Annotated in this window: 16 protein-coding genes; 7 read left to right on the top strand and 9 right to left on the bottom strand. The window is 62.7% G+C overall.

Annotated features, from left to right (window positions below):
* Window positions 1-39: 39 nt before the first annotated feature.
* From C8C92_RS06160 to C8C92_RS06175, 4 genes are all read right to left on the bottom strand, one after another.
* Complete coding sequence (locus tag C8C92_RS06160) at window positions 40-1,035, bottom strand: BMP family ABC transporter substrate-binding protein (protein WP_116743280.1); 996 nt, start codon at window positions 1,033-1,035, stop codon at window positions 40-42.
* Between the two features lie 384 nt (window positions 1,036-1,419).
* Window positions 1,420-2,322 carry a LysR family transcriptional regulator gene (locus tag C8C92_RS06165; protein ID WP_116743281.1) on the bottom strand — a complete coding sequence of 301 codons (903 nt, stop codon included), beginning with the start codon at window positions 2,320-2,322 and terminating at the stop codon, window positions 1,420-1,422.
* A gap of 85 nt (window positions 2,323-2,407) precedes the next feature.
* Window positions 2,408-3,337, bottom strand: coding sequence for a pseudouridine-5'-phosphate glycosidase (locus C8C92_RS06170; RefSeq protein ID WP_099760538.1), 930 nt, complete (start codon window positions 3,335-3,337; stop codon window positions 2,408-2,410).
* A 3-nt stretch (window positions 3,338-3,340) separates the two neighbouring features.
* On the bottom strand, window positions 3,341-4,498 hold the full coding sequence (locus C8C92_RS06175) for a carbohydrate kinase (protein ID WP_116743282.1): 1,158 nt from the start codon (window positions 4,496-4,498) through the stop codon (window positions 3,341-3,343).
* A 371-nt stretch (window positions 4,499-4,869) separates the two neighbouring features.
* Between C8C92_RS06175 and xapA the strand changes: the two genes are divergently transcribed.
* The 7 genes from xapA (at window position 4,870) to C8C92_RS06210 (ending at window position 13,584) form a co-directional block, all read left to right on the top strand.
* Entirely contained in the window at window positions 4,870-5,709 is an 840-nt protein-coding gene (gene xapA, locus C8C92_RS06180; RefSeq protein ID WP_099760536.1) for a xanthosine phosphorylase, read from the top strand.
* Between the two features lie 117 nt (window positions 5,710-5,826).
* Window positions 5,827-7,020, top strand: a complete 1,194-nt coding sequence (locus C8C92_RS06185) for a phosphopentomutase (protein WP_096233956.1) — start codon at window positions 5,827-5,829, stop codon at window positions 7,018-7,020.
* Complete coding sequence (deoC, locus tag C8C92_RS06190; protein ID WP_034785577.1) at window positions 7,017-7,976, top strand: deoxyribose-phosphate aldolase; 960 nt, start codon at window positions 7,017-7,019, stop codon at window positions 7,974-7,976. The genes C8C92_RS06185 and deoC overlap by 4 nt, the downstream gene beginning before the upstream one ends.
* 42 nt (window positions 7,977-8,018) lie before the next feature.
* A complete protein-coding gene (locus C8C92_RS06195; protein ID WP_099760534.1) occupies window positions 8,019-10,370 on the top strand; it encodes an aldehyde dehydrogenase family protein in 2,352 nt (783 codons plus the stop codon).
* Window positions 10,371-10,540: 170 nt separating this feature from the next.
* Entirely contained in the window at window positions 10,541-11,863 is a 1,323-nt protein-coding gene (gene deoA / locus C8C92_RS06200; RefSeq protein ID WP_116743283.1) for a thymidine phosphorylase, read from the top strand.
* A 58-nt stretch (window positions 11,864-11,921) separates the two neighbouring features.
* The gene (locus tag C8C92_RS06205) at window positions 11,922-12,356 is read left to right on the top strand and encodes a cytidine deaminase (protein WP_347708459.1); all 435 of its coding nucleotides are present in this window, start codon (window positions 11,922-11,924) and stop codon (window positions 12,354-12,356) included.
* Between the two features lie 10 nt (window positions 12,357-12,366).
* Entirely contained in the window at window positions 12,367-13,584 is a 1,218-nt protein-coding gene (locus C8C92_RS06210; protein WP_116743285.1) for a nucleoside deaminase, read from the top strand.
* Here C8C92_RS06210 and C8C92_RS06215 read toward each other — a convergent pair.
* The 5 genes from C8C92_RS06215 to C8C92_RS06235 all read right to left on the bottom strand — a co-directional run bounded on the left by C8C92_RS06215 (window position 13,581) and on the right by C8C92_RS06235 (window position 17,030).
* Window positions 13,581-14,744, bottom strand: coding sequence for a dipeptidase (locus C8C92_RS06215; protein ID WP_207780974.1), 1,164 nt, complete (start codon window positions 14,742-14,744; stop codon window positions 13,581-13,583). The genes C8C92_RS06210 and C8C92_RS06215 overlap by 4 nt on opposite strands.
* Window positions 14,745-14,755: 11 nt before the next feature.
* Window positions 14,756-15,178: a VOC family protein gene (locus tag C8C92_RS06220; RefSeq protein WP_116743287.1), complete on the bottom strand. Its 423-nt coding sequence runs from the start codon at window positions 15,176-15,178 to the stop codon at window positions 14,756-14,758.
* Window positions 15,179-15,338: 160 nt separating this feature from the next.
* Entirely contained in the window at window positions 15,339-15,608 is a 270-nt protein-coding gene (locus C8C92_RS06225) for a hypothetical protein (RefSeq protein ID WP_116743288.1), read from the bottom strand.
* Window positions 15,609-15,745: 137 nt separating this feature from the next.
* On the bottom strand, window positions 15,746-16,261 hold the full coding sequence (locus C8C92_RS06230; protein ID WP_099760527.1) for a hypothetical protein: 516 nt from the start codon (window positions 16,259-16,261) through the stop codon (window positions 15,746-15,748).
* Between the two features lie 91 nt (window positions 16,262-16,352).
* Window positions 16,353-17,030: a TetR/AcrR family transcriptional regulator gene (locus C8C92_RS06235; RefSeq protein WP_099760526.1), complete on the bottom strand. Its 678-nt coding sequence runs from the start codon at window positions 17,028-17,030 to the stop codon at window positions 16,353-16,355.

Consider the following 17,030-nt stretch of genomic DNA (forward strand, 5'->3'; position numbering starts at 1 on the left):
GACAGGCCCCGGCGGCGCGCTAGAAGATACGGAGAAAAATTAAACCGGGCAGCTGCTGCCGACGCGGTAATCGATCACTTTGATCTTGCCATCGATAATGTCCTTACGCGCACCCAACACGCGCTTTTCGATTTCCGGCGTAATCAGCTTGCGGTTATTGGCGTCGAGCGCCCAATCCACGCCGCCTTCTTTCAAGCCTTTATAGCTGACGCCGCCCTTCCAGGTGCCGTTCTTGACTTGCATGAAGCTGTCATACACCGTGTTGTCGACGCGCTTGACCATGGAAGTGAGGATACTGCCCGGGTACAAGCCATTCTGGTTCGAATCGACGCCGATGGCCAGCTTGCCTTTTTCCTTGGCCATTTGCAGCGTACCCATGCCGCTGCCGCCGGCTACGGCGAAGACGACATCGACGCCGCGCTCGAATTGCGAGCGGGCCAGTTCGCCACCCTTGGCCGGGTCATTCCAGGCGCCGGAGGTGGTGCCGACCATGTTTTGCGTGATTTCCGCTTTCGGATTGATGGCCTTGACGCCTTGCGCGTAGCCGCAGGCGAAGTTGCGGATCAGGGGGATATCGATGCCGCCGATGAAGCCGACCTTCTTGCTCTTGCTGGCCATGGCTGCCGCCACGCCCACCAGGTAAGAGCCTTCTTCTTCCTTGAAGACGACGGAATTGACGTTGCTGCCGGCGGCCTGGCCGTCGATCAGCACGAATTTCACGTTCGGGAATTCTTTTGCGACTTTTTGCACGGCTTGCGTTTGCGCAAAGCCGATGGCGGCGATCATGTCGAGTTTCTTGCGGGCCAGGCCGCGCATGACTTGCTCGGCTTGCGTATCGCTCGATGCCTGAACTTCGATGAAGGAAATGCCTGTGTCTTTTTTGAAGCGCGAGGCACCTTCGAAAGCGGATTGGTTGAACGACTTGTCGAACTTGCCGCCCGCGTCATACACGACACCCAGTTTTGGGGTAGCCGCGGACGCTTGAGCAGTCAACAATACGGCTGCGATCGTCAAACTAAATTGTGTAAGTTTCATGAATTGGCTCCTGGAAGATCGATATTGTATATTTTTTATAGGTGAAACATATAATTTGGGGCCGATTTAGCCTGTTTTTGATGCACGAGATGATAATTCCTTATCAACATTGCACCGTATTGAACAAGATCATTGCTGGCCGTGTGTGCTTTTATGTCGACAGTGTGATGCTCATGCAACAGTCGCGCCCCGTCTCTTTTATAGTTACAACATCGAATGGGGCTGCCGGAGCGGGCTGGAATGCGCCGTCAATGGACGGGCAGGGCAGGCGCAGGACCGGCGCCACGATGGGCGTCCGAATCACTATGCATCATGCCAGATATGTATGACAAATACGTTTTTGTTTATGTATTTATATGCGGCGCATATAAATAGGCGCTGGTGTCAGGCTGATGGGGGATTGATGATATTCAAAAAGGCCCGCACGACGGGAGCGTCGTCGAGCGTGGTGTAGCTGATGTACAGGTTGGCCGACGGCGGATTGGTCTTGATCGGCAGGAAGACGACGCCGGGCCAGCCGATGCGGCTCGTCGTTTCCGGCACCAGGGTCACGCCCAGGCCCGCGCCCACCATGGCCAGCAGGGTTTGCGGCTCGCTCGCTTCCTGGAAAATCACGGGTTCGAAACCGGCATTGATGCAGCATTGCACCAGGTAGCGGGGAAACGCGGATTTATCGAGGTTCAGCGTGAGCATGGGTTCATGCGCGATGTCGATCAGCTCGATGGCCGTGTTTTTGGCCAGAGGATGGTGTTCGTTGACGGCCACGCACACGTTTTCGCGGAAGCACAGCTCCTGGCGCAGGTTATCGTGGCGCAAGTCGTCATCGTTGAGTTTCGGTTCGCGCCAGAAACCCACGTCGATCTGCTTGGCGCGCAGCGCCTCGTATTGCACCGTGGGACCGAATTCATGGATGGTCCAGCTGACGCGGGGAAATTTGGTCTGGAACTCTTCCAGCAGGCTGGGGATGGGGCCCCACATGGCCGAGCCGACGATGCCTACGCGCAAGCGGCCCACTTCGCCACGGTCGATCTGGCGAATCGTGTCGATGGTCATGCGCATCTTGGCCAGCAGCTCGGCCGCTTCATTCATCAGTGCCTTGCCCGCCACGGTCAGCTCGAAAGTACGCGTGGTGCGCGCAAACAGGCGCACGCCCAGTTCGCTTTCCAGTTTCATGATCTGCTGGCTCAGGGGCGGCTGCGAGATATGCAGGCGCTCGGCGGCGCGGCTGAAGCTTTTCTCCTCGGCGACGGCAAGAAAATACTTTAACTGTTTCAGATCGATGGACATGCTTTCCTTGGCGTTGCGTCTTGCTAGGCGATGGAACGGCGCGCAGACCCGTGAAGGTGCGCGCGCTTTCTTTACAGCAGTCCTATTATCGTGCCACGACTGCCTGCATGGCAATGGCCAGCGCGGTGCCCACCTGGGCATTGTGCTTGACCAGCGCGATATTCGTCGCCAGGCTGCGGCCATCCGTCAATTGCTTGATGCGCGACAACAGGAATGGCGTGACTTGCTTGCCCTTCACGCCGCCCGCATCCGCTTCCTGCAGCGCTTGCGTGGTGATCGCGTCGATTTCTTCCTTGGGCATCGCTTGCGCGGCCGGCACGGGGTTGCTGACGATCACGCCGCCTTTCAAGCCCAGCTGCCATTTCGTATCGATGAAGGCAGCCTGCTCGGCGGCCGTATCGAGGCGGAAATCGGCCTTGAAGCCGCTTTCGCGCGTGAAGAAGGCAGGAAAACCTTCCTGGCCCACGCTGATGACGGGCACGCCATGCGTTTCCAGGTATTCCAGGGTCAGGCCGATGTCGAGGATGGATTTGACGCCCGCGCAGACGACGGCGACCGAGGTTTGCGCCAGTTCCTGCAAGTCGGCGGAAATGTCGAAGCTGGTTTCCGCGCCGCGGTGCACGCCGCCGATGCCGCCCGTGACGAACACGGTAATGCCGGCCAGTTGCGCGCAGATCATGGTGGCGGCCACGGTGGTGGCGCCCAGTTTGCGTTGCGACAGGACGAACGGCAGGTCGCGGCGGCTGACTTTCATGGCGTCGGGCGAGGTGCCCAGCAATTCCAGCTGTTCCGGTGACAGGCCGACGCAGATCTTGCCATCGATGATGGCGATGGTGGCCGGCACGGCGCCGCCGTCACGGATGATCTGTTCCACTTCGCGCGCCATTTCCACGTTTTGCGGATACGGCATGCCATGCGAAATGATGGTCGATTCCAGTGCCACGATGGCCTTGCCGGCGGCGCGCGCGGCTAGCACTTCTTGCGAGAACAAGAGGAAATTCTGTAATTGGGTCATGTGTCAATCCTGTTGAAAGAGGGTAGGGGGAGGCGGCGCCAGGTCGGCATCGTCGATGTCGTCGAGCGCGCCGGCGGAAATTTTTGGGGAGACGGTGGCAGCCGATTCCAGGGTCATGGCGGCCAGCTTCAGGCCGCGCCGGCACGCCAGTTTCAAGTCGCTGCTGTCGTGGTAGAGCGACCAGCAGACGGCGGCGGAAAACGCGTCGCCGGCGCCCGTCACGTCGACGGCGGCCACTTCGCGCGCGGCCAGGTGCACGACAGGCGCATCCTGGCTGTCGCCATCGGTGAAGTACACGCCTTCGCCGCCGCAGGTGACGATCACCTGGCGCGCGCCCTGGCGCTGCACTTCGCGGCAGGCGGCGCGCACCTCAAACGCCGTGGGCAAGGCCCGCGCCACGCGCGTTTCCAGTTCGCCCCGGTTGAGGATCAGCAGATGCAAGCCCGTCAGGTCTTGCGGCAAGTGCGCCATCTTCGGTTGCGAGACGGCGACGATGACCAGCGGCGTCGCGTGGGCAGCATCCTGGCGTGCATCGGCCAGCAGTGCCTGCACGCTGTCGTGGCCCAGGTTCAGGTCGCAGACGGTGAGGGCGGCGGCGGCGCGCTGCGGCTGGCGGCTGTGCAAGAAGGCCGGCGTCAGCTGTTCGTAGAGTTGCATATTGGCCATCGCCAGCAGCATTTCGCCATGTTCGTCGAGCACGGCCGTATAGGTGCCGCTGCTGATGTTGCTCAGATGCAAGCTGCCGCGCATGTCGATACCCGCATCTTCCGCGTGCGTCTGCAGCGCGTGGCCGGCCGCATCGTCGCCCAGCGCCGTCAGCAGGGCCACGGGAATCGACAGGCGGGCCAGGTTTTCCGCGATGTTGCGGCCCACGCCGCCAAACACTTCTTCCGAGCGCACGGGATTCGAGGTGCCCATCTGCAGGGTCGCCAGGGTGCGCATCTTGCGGTCGAGGTTGGCGGCGCCTATGCACAACACGGGGCGGCTGTCGGGCAGCACATAGGCGCGTCCCAGCAGGCGCCGCTCGCGTATCAGGCCGGCGATGTGGCCGGCGACGGCCGAGCGCGACAAGCCCAGTTCGCTCGCCAGGTCTTGCTGCGAGATGAAGGGATTGTTGCGGATCAGCGTGTACAACTGGTCTTTTTTATTGGTATCGGTCACAAGGTGTTCGCTGAAGGGTTGGACATTTGTTTGCGACTGTAAACATTTGTCTTATCGGTGTCAAGTCGGTGTCAAGCAGGGTTAAAAAACCTTCGTATGGAGCTTGTATGCATGGATTTCCCGGGCATGGCAGGCCTGGGCTAGCCTCGACTATAATATCGGCCATTTATATTTGAATTGTATAAATGGGCAAGAAAAATGGTATTTGCCATACATAATCCGTTTGATGCATAGTGGCGGCAAATAGTGGCAATACGCATCTGGATAGTCCAGCAACACCCATATACATACCCGTAACCTGGGCCGTACTTCTTCACCGGGGACGGCCGCGCAGGCAGCAACCATCATCATTAGTCAATCAGAGGATAACCATGTCGAACAACACCCCTTTCCACGCCGCCGAAATCATCCGTGCCCGCGCTCCTGAAAATTTCAAGCCGCGCGTGGCGATGATCCTCGGCTCCGGCCTGGGCGTGTTGGCCGAGCAGATGACGGACGCCGTCAGCATCAGCTTTGACGAATTGCCAGGTTTCCCGATCAGCACCGTGCACGGCCATGCCGGCGAACTGGTAATCGGCACCCTGTCGGGCGTCGCCGTCGTCTGCATGAAGGGCCGTGGCCACTTCTATGAAGGCTATGGCATGGGCGTGATGACGAGCGCCATCCGCACCCTGAAACTGCTGGGCTGCGAAATGCTGTTCGTCACCAACGCCGCCGGTTCCCTGCGCCCTGAAGTGGATGCCGGCAGCCTGGTGGCCATCAGCGACCATATCAACCTGCTGCCAGGCACGCCGATGGTCGGCCCGAACGACGACCGCTTCGGCCCGCGCTTCTTCAGCATGGCCAACGCCTACGATGCCGATCTGCGCAACCTGGTCAAGGACACGGCGGCCGCCAACGGCATCACCCTGCACGAAGGCGTGTTCGTCGCCTATCCTGGCCCGAACTTCGAGACGGCCGCCGAAATCCGCATGATGGCCCGCCTGGGCGCCGACACGGTCGGCATGTCCGTGGTGCCGGAAGTGGTCTCGGCCCGTCATTGCGACCTGAAAGTGGTGGGCGTGTCCGTCATCACCAACCTGGCTGAAGGCATGTCGCCATTCGCCCTGTCGCACGAGCAAACCCTGAAATACGCGGCCATCGGCGCGAAAGACCTGGTCAAGCTGATCCTGGCTTTCCTGGCTACCGTATCGGCTACGCCGCAAGCCTAAGCAGTTTTTTACGCAGTAGCGGCGCGCCGGCCACCGGCGCTGCCGCGCGGCAGGCCGGGAAAATCCGGCCTACACTGTCCGCATCACCCCGCATCAATCCATAAAGCGAGCCTTATCATGTCACGCGCATTTATCCTCCTGCTTGATTCCTTCGGCCTTGGCGCGACGCCAGACGCCGCCAAGTATGGCGACGCAGGTGCCAATACCTTTGGCCACATTGCCAGCACTGTCGCCAAAAGCGGCAAGACCTTGAAACTCCCGAACATGGAACGCCTGGGCCTGGGCGCTGCGGCGCACCTGGCCAGCGGCGAATGGGCCACGGGTTTCGACCAGCGCGACGGTTTCACCGGCGCCTACGGCGCGGCGCGCGAGCGCTCCACCGGCAAGGATACGCAGAGCGGCCACTGGGAAATCGCCGGCGTGCCCGTCGAATTCGACTGGGGATATTTTCCCCGCACCACGCCATCGTTCCCCGCCGACCTGACCGACAAGCTCAAAGCCCTGTCCGGCGTGCCCGGCTTCCTGGGCGATTGCCATGCCTCGGGCACGGACATCATCAACAAGCATGGCGATGAACACGTTGCCACCGGCAAGCTGATTATCTATACCTCGGGCGACTCGGTGATGCAGATCGCCGCGCACGAAGAATCGTTCGGCCTCGAACGTCTGTACGCAGTGTGCGAAATGGCCTTCAAGCTGGTCGAACCGTACAACATCGGCCGCGTCATCGCCCGCCCGTTCACGGGCAGCAATGGCAACTACACGCGCACGTCGAACCGCCACGACTATGCGGTGGCGCCGCCAAGCAAGACCCTGCTCGACCACGTCAAGGATGCGGGCGGCGAAGTCGTCGGCCTGGGCAAGATCAGCGATATTTTCGCCACCCAGGGCATCTCCAGAGTCGTCAAGGGCGTCGACAACATGGCGCTGTTTGAAGCGCTGCTGAAAACAGCCGATGAAGTGCAGGACAAGTCGCTCACCTTCGTGAACTTCGTCGATTTCGACCAGGCTTTCGGCCACCGCCGCAACGTCGAAGGCTATGCCGACGCGCTGCGCGAAATGGATGGTCGCCTGCCGGAATTCATGGCCAAGCTCAAGGAAGGCGACCTGGTCGTGATCACCGCCGACCATGGCTGCGACCCCACCTGGCACGGCTCCGACCACACCCGCGAACACATTCCGATGATCTTCTTCGGTCCCGGCGTCGCCCCGCGCGCTCTGGGCATTTCCGAGACGTTCTCCGATATTGGCCAAACCCTCGCCAAGCACCTTGGCGTACCACCACTTGCTAATGGAACCAGCTTGTTATGACACTCATGCACCCCGAATTCAAGCGTAACGAGGCCGTTGGCCTCGACCTGGGCTGGATCAACCAGATCCGCGTCAACCGCGCCGCGACAGACCGCCGCGCGGCCAGCCTGGCGAACCGCCGTACGGTGAAAAAGGAATACCAGGCCGCCTGGCTGGTCAAAGCCATTCAGATGATCGACCTGACCACCCTGGGCGGCGACGATACGCCGGGCCGCGTGGAGCGCCTGTGCATGAAGGCCATGCGCCCGCTGCGCGCCGACCTGATGGACGCACTCGGCCTGACGCAATTGAGCACCGGCGCCGTGTGCGTGTACCACGAGATGATCCAGCCGGCCGTGAAAGTTATTCAGGGCCGCTTGCCCATCGCCGCCGTGTCGACGGGTTTCCCGGCCGGTTTGACGAGCATGGAAACGAAGCTGCGCGAGATCGAGCTGTCGGTCGCCGCAGGCGCTTCCGAGATCGATATCGTCATCACGCGCCAGCACGTCCTGAACGGCAACTGGCAAGTGCTGTACGACGAAATGCTGGCTTACCGCAAGGCCTGCGGCGAAGCGCACGTGAAGGCGATTCTCGCCACGGGCGACTTGCTGACCATGGAAAACGTGGCCAAGGCGTCGTGGGTCTGCATGATGGCAGGCGCCGATTTCATCAAGACCTCCACCGGTAAAGAGGGCGTGAACGCCACCATCCCCGTGGCCCTGACGATGGTGCGCACGATCCGCGAATACCACGAGCAGACGGGTTTCCAGGTGGGCTTCAAGCCGGCCGGCGGCGTCAGCTCGGCCAAGAGCGCGCTGCAATACCTGACCCTGATGAAGGAAGAGCTGGGCAACGAATGGCTGCAGCCGCACCTGTTCCGCATCGGCGCTTCCAGCCTGCTGACCGACATCGAGCGCCAGCTCGAGCACTACGTCACCGGCAGCTACTCGGCCAATCATCGTCACGCACAACCTTAAAGAACAATCGTCATGCCAACAATTAACGAGATTCTCACTACTATGGACTACGGCCCTGCTCCCGAAAGTCAAAAAGAAGCGCAGGCGTGGCTCGATGGCCACCAGCGTAAATTTGGTTTGTTCATCGACAATGCCTGGAGCGAGCCTGCGGAACTGTTCGCCTCGACCAATCCGGCCGATGGCACGCAGCTGGCCGAACTGACGCAAGCCACTGACGCGGACGTGGAGCGCGCCGTGGCAGCGGCGCGCCGCGCGCTGCCCGTCTGGCAGGGCATGGGTGGCCACGGCCGCGCGAAAGTCATGTACGCGCTGGCCCGTCTGCTGCAAAAGCATGCGCGCCTGTTCGCCGTGCTGGAAACGCTGGACAACGGCAAGACCATCCGCGAAACGCGCGATATCGACCTGCCGCTGGCCGCGCGCCATTTTTATCACCACGCCGGCTGGGCGCAGCTGCAGTCGGAAGAATTCGCCGACTACCGCGCCGTGGGCGTGGTGGGCCAGATCGTGCCGTGGAATTTCCCGTTGCTGATGCTGTCGTGGAAAATCGCTCCGGCCCTGGCGGCCGGTAACACGGTCGTCTTCAAGCCGGCCGAATTCACGTCGCTCACCGCCATGCTGTTCGCCGAATTGTGCGTGCAAGCTGGCGTGCCGGCCGGCGTGGTCAACATCGTCACCGGTGACGGCCGCGTGGGTTCTGCCATCGTTAACCATCCTGGCGTCGACAAGATCGCGTTTACGGGTTCCACCGAAGTGGGTCGTTTGATCCGCATAGCGACGGCCGGCAGCGGCAAGAAGCTGTCCCTCGAATTGGGCGGCAAGTCCCCGTTCATCGTCTTCGAAGACGCGGACCTGGATGGCGCCGTGGAAGGCCTGGTCGATTCGATCTGGTTCAACCAGGGACAAGTGTGCTGCGCCGGATCGCGCCTGCTGGTGCAGGAATCGATCCAGGAGCGCTTCCTGAACAAGGTGCGCGCGCGCATGCAAAACCTGCGCCTCGGCTCGCCCCTGGACAAATCGATGGACGTCGGCGCGCTGGTGGACCCCGTGCAGCGCCAGCGCATCGCCGCGCTGGTCGACTCGGCCCGCGCCGAAGGCTGCGACGTGTGGCAACCGGCGTGCGAACTGCCGGCTGACGGTTCCTGGTTCCCGCCGACCCTGATCACGGGCGCGTCGACCTCGGCTGCCGTGGCACAGGCTGAAATCTTTGGCCCCGTGCTCGTCGCCATGAGCTTCCGCACGCCGCCAGAGGCGGTGCAACTGGCGAACAACACGGTGTACGGCCTGGCCGCCAGCGTGTGGACCGAGTCGATCAGCCTGGCGTTGGACATCGCTCCCGCCATCAAGGCTGGCGTGGTGTGGATCAACAGCGCGAACCAGTTCGACGCGGCTTGCGGCTTCGGCGGCTACCGCGAATCGGGCTTCGGCCGTGAAGGCGGCCGCGAAGGCATGCTGGAATACATGACGGCCCTGGCCGAAGATGCGCGCCCGGCCCTGCCGGTGGTGGAAGCGAAAGCCAAGGCCAATGTGAAGCCGGCGCCAGCCGATCCGTTCGCCATCGACCGCACGGCCAAGATGTACATCGGCGGCAAGCAGGCGCGCCCTGACAGCGCCTACAGCGCGCCCGTATTTGGCGCGAATGGCGCCTTGCTGGCCGAAGTGGGCGTGGGCAGCCGCAAGGATATCCGCAACGCCGTCGAAGCGGCGCACAAAGCGTCCGGCTGGACCAGCGCCACGGCGCACAACCGCGCGCAAGTGCTGTACTACATCGCCGAAAACCTCGCTGCACGCGCCGACGAATTCGCCGCCCGCATCGCCGCCATGACGGGTAGTAAAAATCCCGAGAAGGAAGTGCAGGCATCGATCGAGCGCCTGTTCTACTACGCCGCCTGGGCCGACAAATACGACGGCCTGGCGCACCAGCCGCCCACCAAGGGCATCACCGTGGCGCTGAACGAAGCGGTCGGCGTGATCGGCATCGTTTGCCCGAACGAAGCGCCTTTGCTCGGCTTCATTTCGCTCGTCGCCCCGGCCATCGCGCTGGGCAACCGCGTGGTGGTGGTACCGTCGGAAGCGCATCCGCTCTCCGCGCTGGACCTGTACCAGGTGTTCGATACGTCCGACCTGCCGGGCGGTGTCGTCAACATCATCAGCGGTAACGCCGATGAACTGGCGCGCACCCTGGCCACGCACGCCGACATCGACGCCGTCTGGCGCCATGACGGCTCGCTTGACGGTTGCGCGGAAGTCGAGCGCCTGTCGGCCGCTACCCTGAAGCGCACCTGGGTCGGTGGCGCCAAAGGCCGCGACTGGTACAGCGCCGCCCAAAGCGGCGGCCGTGCCGTGCTGGCGCATGCGTCGCAAGTGAAAAACGTGTGGATACCTTACGGCGTCTAAGTTTATAAAGCAGGACAGTGGGGCCAGTTCTCCCGCGCAGCGACGCGCAGGGGCACCGGCCCCAAGTCGCTTTCGCCAGCAAGGCGTGTAGGTCGGATTAGCCCGCAGGGCGTAATCCGACAAGGCCGCTGGATCGACATCAGCATTTGAATAGGACATCGGGAGCTATTATGTTTCTAACCCAGGAAATCATCCGCAAGAAGCGCGACAAGGGCGTCCTGAGCGCCGAAGAAATCCAGTTTTTCGTCCGCGGCATCACTGACGGCAGCGTCAGCGAAGGCCAGATCGCGGCGCTGGGCATGGCCGTCTATTTCAACGACATGAACATGGACGAGCGCGTCGCGTTTACCCTGGCCATGCGCGATTCCGGCCAGGTGCTGGACTGGCGTTCGCTGAACCTGCCTGGTCCCGTCGTCGACAAGCATTCGACGGGCGGCGTGGGCGACGTGGTTTCCCTGCTGCTGGGCCCCATGATCGCCGCCTGCGGCGGCTATGTGCCGATGATCTCGGGCCGCGGCCTGGGCCACACGGGCGGCACGCTGGACAAGTTCGACGCCATTCCCGGCTATTGCACGGTGCCGGACAATGAACTGTTCCGCAAGGTGGTCAAGGAAGTTGGCGTGGCCATCATCGGCCAGACGGCCCAACTGGCGCCGGCCGACAAGCGTTTTTACAGCATCCGCGACGTCACCGCCACGGTGGAATCGGTGGCCATGATCACCGGCTCCATCCTGTCGAAGAAACTGTCGGCCGGGCTGGATGCGCTGGTGATGGACGTCAAAGTGGGCACGGGCGCCTTCATGCCGACCTACGACAAATCGGTGGAACTGGCCGAGAGCATCGTCGCCGTCGGCAATGGTGCGGGCATGCAGACGTCGGCCATTTTGACGGACATGAACGAATCGCTGGCGCCATACGCCGGCAATGCGCTGGAAGTACGCGGCGCCATGAATTACCTGACGGGCCGTTCGCGTCCCGCGCGCCTGCACGAAGTCACGTTGTCGCTGTGCGCCGAGATGCTGGTGCTGGGCGGCCTGGCGGCCACCGAAGAGGAAGCGCGCGTGAAATTGATGGCGGCCCTCGATTCGGGCGAGGCGGCCGAGCGCTTTGCACGCATGGTCTGCGCACTTGGCGGCCCGGCGGACCTGGTCGAGAACCCGGACAAGCACCTGGACAAAGCGCCGTTTGTCGTGCCGGCACCGGCGCTCACCGCCGGTTACGCGAATGTGCGCGATTGCCGCGGCATCGGCCTGGCCGTGGTGGCCCTGGGCGGTGGCCGTCGCCGTCCGACCGACAGCATCGACTTCGCTGTCGGCCTGACGGATCTGGTGGGCCTGGGCGAGCAAGTATCCGTTGGCCAGCCGCTGGCCATGGTGCATGCGCGCACGCAAGCGGCGGCGCAGCAAGCCGTCAAGGAAATCCAGGAAGCGTATGCCATCAGCGCGGTGGCGCTGGCGGGCAATCCGGTGATTTACCGTACGATTCGACCGTAACTATTTTTAGCCCCAAAGCAGGGTTTGGGGTCGTACCCTGAGGGTACGACCCCGGCCTTTGCGGGTTTTACAGGTAAATAATCAAATGAACAACCAAGAACTGATCGCCGAAGCCAACGCCGGGCGCGAACTGGCGTATGCGCCATACTCGCGTTTCAAGGTGGGCGCGGCGCTGCTGTGCAAGGATGGCCGCGTCTTCCGTGGCTGCAACGTGGAAAACGCCGCGTATGGCCTGTGCAACTGCGCCGAACGCACGGCGTTTTTCAGCGCCATCGCGCATGGCTGTAAACCGGGTGATTTCGCCAAACTGGCCGTCACGGGCGACACGGCGGAACCGATCTCTCCATGCGGCGCCTGCCGCCAGGTGATCTTCGAGATGGGCGGCGCCGACCTGCCGGTGATCCTGACGAACCTGAAAAACGATGTCATGGAAGTGACGGCGGGCTGGCTGCTGCCGCACGGCTTCGGCAATTCCGACCTGGACATGCAGTAACAGGATACGCTTGAACAAGACGATCGACATCCAGGCCGCCGTGGCGATTGCCGCGGCCGAAGCCATGGCAGCGAAGACGCAGGGCACCTTCGGCGTGGGTGGCGTGCTGCTCGATGGCGCCGGCAACGTGCTGCAATCGATGCACAACAACGTCGTACGCCAAGGGCTGGTGTTCGATCCCACCGCGCATGGCGAGCGCCAGCTGGTGGACTGGTATTTCGCCGAGCGGGCCAAGGGCACGCCCTTGCCGCCGCCCGGCGAACTGACCATCGTCACATCGCTCGACCCGTGCTGCATGTGCACGGGGGCGATTTTGGCGGCCGGCTTCAACGTGGTGGTGGCCGCGCCCGACGTCAAGGCGGGTATCAATTACGATGGCGCCGCCACGTTCACGGCCTTGCCGGCGCCGCTGCAGGCGCAGGCCGGCCGCAGCTTTTGCTATCCGGCCGTGCGCGGCGCCACCGAGTATGCGCGCCTGCCTTCCGGCGCCGCACCCAAATCTTTTTTCATCGGCAAGAGCATCCACGAGGCGACGCAGGCACTGTGCTCGCTGGTGTTCGAAGCGACCTCGGCGCAGGTGATGCAGTTGCTGAACGCCGGCGACGACGTGCACCGGCGCGATCCCGCCACCTTGCCGTCCGAGCATGCCGTGGTGCGCGCCCTGCGCCGCCGCTATCCCGATGCCCTGACTTACCGCTGCGAGCCGCATGCGCCCGATGCTGGCCTGGCGCCATTCCTGCAGGCTGCCATGGAGCAGGACGCACGCGATGGCGGCCAGGGCGACGCGGCCGCCTTGCTCGATTCCTTTGGCAACCTGCTGCTGTGCATGCCGGGGAAACTGGCGCAATCGGCCATCCGCACGGCGTTCATGGAATGCACGCGCCAGTACGCGCAGCTGCGTTTTGAATTGATGGCGAATGCGGCGCCGGCGCTGCAGGAAGAAATCAAAAGCTACCTGGGCCACCCCAAGCATGGCACCTTCGTGCTGGCCATCGGCCCGGACGACAGCGCCGCCAGTTTCATGACCCTGGGCGCTTACGGTTCCACCATGGAAGGGGCGCTGCCGGAGAATAATCCCGCACAGTTCCAGTACGTGCGCCCGGCCATGGCGCAAGACGCGCTGCTGGCGCTGTGCGACGCCATGCCGCCCCTGTACCGCAAGCTGATACGCATCCAACCGCGCCAGGTGGCGGACCAGGCGCTGGTCAAGGCCTTGGCCCAGGCTTAGGCGTCGTCGTCGGGCAAGTTCTTGAGTAAAAAGTCGCGCACGTTTTCGCCCGCCACGCGGCGGATCTGCGCTTCCGACAAGCCCGCGTCGAGCAGCGCCTGCGTCAATCGCGGCAAGCCGGTGGCGTCGATGGCCGTGGTGACGGCGCCGTCGAAGTCCGAGCCATAGGCCACGTGCTGCGCCCCGATCAGCTTGACCGTGTACTTGATGGCACGCGCGATCGATGCCACGTCCTTGCCGCAGACGGCCGTATTCCAGAAACCGATGCCCACCAGGCCACCCTGGGCGGCGATGCGTTTCAACTGGCTGTCGCTGAGGTTGCGCCCATTGGCGCAGGTGCCGCGCACGCCCGTGTGCGAGACCATCACGGGGCGTTTCGCCAACGTTAATACGTCGTCGATGGTAGCTGGCGAGGCGTGCGCCAGGTCGACGATCATCTTGCGCTGCTCCATGGCGCGCAGCCATTGCTTGCCCAGCGGCGTCAGGCCGCCTTTCTTCAGGCCGTGCTGGGAGCCGGACAGTTCCGTGTCGAAGAAATGCGTGGGCGCGGCCATGCGGTAGCCGGCCCGGTACAAGGTATCGAGGTTGTCCAGCTTGCCTTCGAGCGCATGTGCGCCTTCCAGTGTCAGCCAGCCGGCCAGCAGGGCGGGATCCTGTTCGCGCGCGGCGATGAAGCTGCGCAGCTGGGCGCGGCTGCCGATCACGCGCACCTTGCCATCGCTCTTGGCCGCTTGCTGGCGCAGTTCGTTAGCCTGGTAAGTGGCGCGCGCCAGCAGGCTGTTCCAGGTGGCGGGCGGCAAGCCTTGCGCCACCACCAGCGCCGTGATGTTGTCCGTGTCGCTGCCGTTGCGCTCGATATTCATCTTGCGCGGCGTCTTGGTGACGACGGAAAAGGCTTGCAGCGCCACGTTGGCCCGCTGCAGGCGCGGAAAGTCGACATGACCGCGCTGGCTGTCGCGGTTCAGATTGCGTTGCCACAGCAGGCTGTCGGCGTGCAGGTCGGCGATCCACAGGCTCTGGTGCAGGGTCATAGTGGCCGTCGAAGGCGCCTTGCCGGACGGCGGGTGGACACGGTTGAGGTGCTCGTCGACGAGGACGGGAGCGGACAGGACAGCGCCAACCAGCGCAAGGCTGGCGGCGGTGAGGGTACTGATAATCATTGTTCTCCGTCTTACCATGGGTCGTAGGTGCCCAGGCTCCAGATATGGCCTTCCGGATCGCGGCAGGTAAAGCCGCGTCCGCCGTAATCTTCATCCTTGATGTCGAGCACGATCTCGGCGCCCGCCTCGCGTGCGCTGCGGTAGACGGCATCGGCATCGCTGACGACCAGGTAGCAGTTTTGCGTGTTGGCGCCGCCGATGTCGCCAGGCAGTTTCATCAGGCGGCCATAGTCGCTGTCGAGGGCCGGCGCCACCATGACCATGCCATTGCCAAAGCTCAGTTGCGCATGGGCGACGCCACCATTGCCGTCAGGCACGATCAATTGTTTTTCAAAACCGAGCGCCTTGCATAGCCATTCGATGGCGGCGGGCGCGTCGCGGTAGCGCAGGCAGGGAATGGTCGTGCCGGTTGTCGCTTTTGCTGTCGTGGTCATCAGAAAACTCCTATGGCTGAGGGGGAGTAGCTTTGATCGTCTATTCAGCGTAGCGTTCCGTCTCCAACCCTTCCATCGGGATGGGTTTGATGCCCGTCAATGCTGCGCGCACTCATAGTGCCATAGAACCATCATTGCACTCTTGCCACGACGCAAATTTTTATTGCGGTGACTGCGAAGAGTTCGCGGCCTTCGTGTCCTTGCCTGTATCGTCGCTGCTGTTTGCCCATTTCAGCAGCATGACGAGGGCAAACAGCATGATGGCCAGTGGCAAGATGGTGATCAGGAACGCCAGGCCCAGGCAGCACGCCAGCAGCATGGGCCAGGACATGGCGCGCAGGGCGGCCATGCCCTGGCGCGCGTAGGCGCACAGCTCGCTCCAGAAAGCGCTGAAGGAAGTGCTGCCCGGTGCCGAATTGATGTCTTTCATGCCGTTCTCCTGTGGTTGCCGCTGCCGTATGCAGGCTGGCGATGAATCCACTATAAGTAAAACCTTGCTGCCAGACATCGTGTATGCGACGAATGGCAGGAATGGCGGAGCGAACGGCGACGGGCAGGGACAAACGGTTATTCGAACACCTTGAGTTTCAGCTGGAAACTGAGTGCGCCATACAGGCGGTCCTTGTAGGACGGCACGATGGCGATATTCACGCCCACGCGCTGGTATTCATAGCTGATGGTGGGGACCAGGGCCGGAAACCAGCCGCCATCGCGCATCTTCGGATAGCCGCTGAAGCCGCCAACGACGGCGCCGATGCGCAGTGGGCCCACCTTGATGGGCTGGTAGTACACGCCCAGGTAGTTCGAGTAGGCGCGGTCGCTATTGTAGAAGCGCCCTGCCGTGACCGAGGAAACCGTGGAAAAACGGTATTCGGCGCCCAGGCCCGGATTGCTGTCGTTCAGGTTCTTGTCGCGCTGAAAGTGATACGAATAAAAGCCCGCGTTGAGCCAGGTTTCGCTCAGCGGCTGATTGTCTATCATGCCCACTGTCTGCGCCTGTGCCGTGGATGCCAGTGCCAGCAGCGCCGCGCAGGCGACCTTGCCCAGCAATGACGCGGTGCGCGCCGATGACCATTGTTTCATGCCTGTTCCTTGTCCTGTCGCTATGGCGCCGCGATTGCAAACGCTCCAGCGCGCCATGCTATCACTGCTCGTTTTTTCCTTGGAAATTTCATCACGTGCCGGGTGCTGCCGCAGGCAGGGCGATGGCAGCCTGCACCATGTGCGTGAGCAGGATTTCGGCATCTTCGTAATCCTTGCGCGTGAGCTGCTTGCGATCCAGCACCAGGGCCATCTGCGCTGAAAAATCTGCATACGATTGCGTCATGGCCCAGATGGCGAACATCAGGTGCGTGGCGTTCACAGCGGCGATCCGGCCTTGCGCGATCCATGCCTCGAAGACGGCGATATCCTTGCGCAGCAGCGGCACGACCCGGTCGCGTATCTGCGCGCCGTACAGAGGCGCGCCATTGATCACTTCCAGCGCATATACGCGCGAAGCCCATGGCTGTTCGCGTGAAAAACGCAGCTTCGCGCCGATGTACGCGCGCAGCACATCGCGCGGCTCGTCGTGTTCATTGGCCAGCGATTCCATGCGCGCCAGCCAGTCGTCGAGCACATCGTCGAGCACGCGCTGGTACAGCAGCTGCTTGGACGGGAAGTAATACATCAGGTTTTGCTTCGACAGGCCGGCCCGCTCGGCGATGGTGGCGATCGACGCGCCTTCATAGCCGCTTTGCGCGAAGGCGCGCACGGCTTGCTCCAGGATGTCCGCTTCCAGGCGGTCGCGGTTTTGCAGGCGCCGGCCGCCGGCATTTTTCACGGAAAGGGCAGGGGATTTATCGCTGGCCAT

Origin of the sequence: Janthinobacterium sp. 78 (assembly GCF_003096775.1) — a bacterium.
Classification (GTDB): Bacteria; Pseudomonadota; Gammaproteobacteria; order Burkholderiales; family Burkholderiaceae_D; genus Janthinobacterium; species Janthinobacterium tructae.